The organism is Paracoccus sp. FO-3, assembly GCF_006386455.1.
Taxonomy (GTDB): Bacteria; Pseudomonadota; Alphaproteobacteria; order Rhodobacterales; family Rhodobacteraceae; genus Paracoccus; species Paracoccus versutus.
In genome coordinates this window covers 1-2677 of record NZ_VCBQ01000218.1, presented here as the reverse complement: position 1 = coordinate 2677, position 2677 = coordinate 1, and the positions used below count along the sequence as shown (strand labels likewise).

The following is a 2677-nucleotide window of genomic DNA, read 5'->3' as shown; positions in this document are numbered from 1 at the left end:
CGGCCGGGGCCGCGGGTTTCGGCGCCGCCCGCATCGGCTGGCTGAACGGGCCGCGGGCGGGGGGCTCGGGTTCCGGCTGGGACTCGGCTGGGGCCGGCTGCGGCTGCGTTGCGGCGGTGGGCCGCTCTTCGGCCTGGGCGAGCGGGCGGCGGAAGACCAGCAGGTTGTGATAGACCGTGGTGCGGCTGGTCAGGCCCGAGCGTTCCTCGGCCGGCAGGGTTTCGGCGCGGACATAGTCCCAGCCGTCGCGGGCCATCTCGTTCAGGACATCGGCGAGGGTGGCGGCGAAACGCTCGATGCCGCTGCGCGCGCCCCTGGTCTTTTCGCCGCGCGCGGGGGCGGGGATGACGGTGTATTCATAGCTGCTCATGCATGGGCCTTTCCTTTGCGCCGCAGGTTAGGCGAGATGCGCAGGCAAGGGAAGCGCCGGGCCGCGCGTTGCACGCGGCCGTGAGGGGCGGGCCGGGGAGGGGCCCGGCCCGGCCCGGCCCGGCTTGCGCCTATCCCAGCTGCACCATGCGGTGCTTTTTCTTGCCGACCGAGACCTTCAGCCCGTCGCCGATCAGCGCCGCGTCGACCGCCAGCTGCGGGTCGCTGACGGCTTCGTTGTTGAGCCGCAGCCCCCCTTCGGCGATCAGGCGCTTGGCCTCCTTGCCCGAGGCGGTGATGCCGGTCTGCGCCAGCAGCTGCACCACGGTCAGGCCCGAGGCCAGCGCGTCGGCGCTGACCGTCACCACCTCGAGATCGCCGCCGGCGCCGCCCTGCTCGAAGACCTCGCGCGCGGTCGCCTCGGCCGAGGCCGCCGCCTCGGCGCCGTGCAGCAGCGTCGTCACCTCATTGGCCAGGATGATCTTGGCCGCGTTGATCTCGGAGCCCGAAAGCGCGCCGAGGCGGTCGCATTCCTCGACCGGCAGCTCGGTGTAGAGTTTCAGGAACCGGCCGACATCGGCGTCGGTGGTGTTGCGCCAGAACTGCCAGAATTCGTAGGGCGACAGCATGGCGCCGTTGAGCCAGACCGCGCCGCCGGCCGACTTGCCCATCTTGCGCCCGTCCGAGGTGGTCAGCAAGGGCGAGGTCAGGCCCCAGATATCGGCATCCAGCACCCGGCGGGTCAGGTCGATGCCGTTGACGATATTGCCCCATTGGTCCGAGCCGCCCATCTGCAGCCGGCAGCCGTAGCGCCGGTAAAGCTCGAGGAAGTCATAGGCCTGCAGGATCATGTAGTTGAATTCGAGGAAGCTCAGCGATTGCTCGCGGTCGAGCCGCGACTTGACCGATTCGAAGCTGAGCATGCGGTTGACGCTGAAATGCCGGCCGATGTCGCGCAGGAAGTCGAGGTAGTTCAGGCTGTCCAGCCATTCGGCATTGTTGAGCATCATCGCATGGCCGTCGCCATAGTCGAGGTAGCGGGCGAAGACCTGCTGCATGCCGTCGATGTTGGACTGGATCGCGTCCGGGGTCAGCAGCGGGCGTTCCTCGCTGCGGAAGCTGGGATCGCCGACCTTGGTGGTGCCGCCGCCCATCAGCGTGATCGGGCGGTTGCCGGTCTTCTGGAACCAGCGCAGCATCATGATGTTCAGAAGGTGCCCGACATGCAGGCTGGCCGCCGTCGCGTCATAGCCGATATATGCCGTCACCGGGCCTTCGATCAGGGCCTCGTCCAGCGCCTGCATGTCGGTGCAGTCCGCCAGGTAGCCACGCTCGATCATCACGTTCAGGAAATCGGATTTGGCACGGTAGGTCATGGGCTTTTCCTTTCGACTGGCGCGGATATACCGGGGGAAGGGCCGAAGGGAAAGCAGGATGATCCAAGCGCTGGGGATGATGTCGGGCACCTCGCTGGACGGGGTGGACGCGGCGATGATCGAGACCGACGGGACGCGGATCGCCGGTTTCGGCCGCAGCGCCTATCGCGCCTATTCCGGCAACGAATCCGGCCTGCTGCACGCGGCGCTGGGGCAATGGCCGGGCGGGCCGGACGTGGCGGATGCCGCCGCGCTGTCGGTCGCCGCCCATGCCGCGCTGGCCGAAGGGTTCCCCGAGGCGGAACTGGTCGGCTATCACGGCCAGACGCTGGCGCATGATCCGGGGGGGCGCGGCACGCATCAGGCGGGCTCGGGCGCGGCGCTGGCCGCGCAGCTGGGCCGGCCGGTGGTCNCAAGGCGGCGAGGGGGCGCCGCTTGCGCCCTTCTTCCACTGGGCCTGCGCGGAATGGGCGATGGGGCGGGGGCTTTTGCCGCGCGCGCCGGTGGCCTTCCTGAACCTGGGCGGCGTGGGCAACCTGACCTGGGTCGATCCCGCCGCCGGGGCGCCCGAGGCGCCGGGGGCCTGCATCGCCTTCGACACCGGCCCGGCCAATGCGCCCGTGAACGACCTGATGCGCGCCCGGCGCGGGCTGGCGCGGGACGAGGGCGGGCGGCTCGCCTTGCAGGGCAGGCCGGACGAGGGCGTCGTCGCCCGCTTCCTGGAACATCCGCATTTCGCCCGGCCGCTGCCGAAGTCGCTGGACCGCGACGCTTTCCCCACGCTTGCGGCCGAGGTGGCGGGGCTTTCGGACGCCGATGCGGCGGCGACGCTGACCCACGCCGCGGCCGCGGCGGTGGCGGCGGGGGTGGCGGCCCTGGAGCGGGCGCCGGGGCTGGTCCTGGTCTGCGGCGGCGGGCGACACAATGCCGCG

The 2677-nt window shown here is 70.7% G+C and carries 2 protein-coding genes and 1 pseudogene; 1 reads left to right on the top strand and 2 read right to left on the bottom strand.

Translation table 11 applies throughout. From position 1 onward, the window contains the following. A partial coding sequence (locus tag FE811_RS26375; protein WP_140849465.1) for a DUF4177 domain-containing protein occupies nucleotides 1-370 on the bottom strand: 370 nt, incomplete at its 3' end. Between the two features lie 130 nt (nucleotides 371-500). Then, nucleotides 501-1745, bottom strand: a complete 1245-nt coding sequence (tyrS, locus tag FE811_RS26370; RefSeq protein ID WP_116221703.1) for a tyrosine--tRNA ligase — start codon at nucleotides 1743-1745, stop codon at nucleotides 501-503. 58 nt (nucleotides 1746-1803) lie between these two features. Here tyrS and FE811_RS26365 point away from each other — a divergent pair. Beyond that, a pseudogene (locus FE811_RS26365) lies at nucleotides 1804-2677 on the top strand (anhydro-N-acetylmuramic acid kinase); the annotation flags it as partial.

What these genes read in the sequence shown, in the direction of transcription:
- tyrS (WP_116221703.1), bottom strand. Translation starts at nt 1,745, where the DNA reads ATGACCTACCGTGCCAAATCCGATTTCCTGAACGTGATGATCGAGCGT.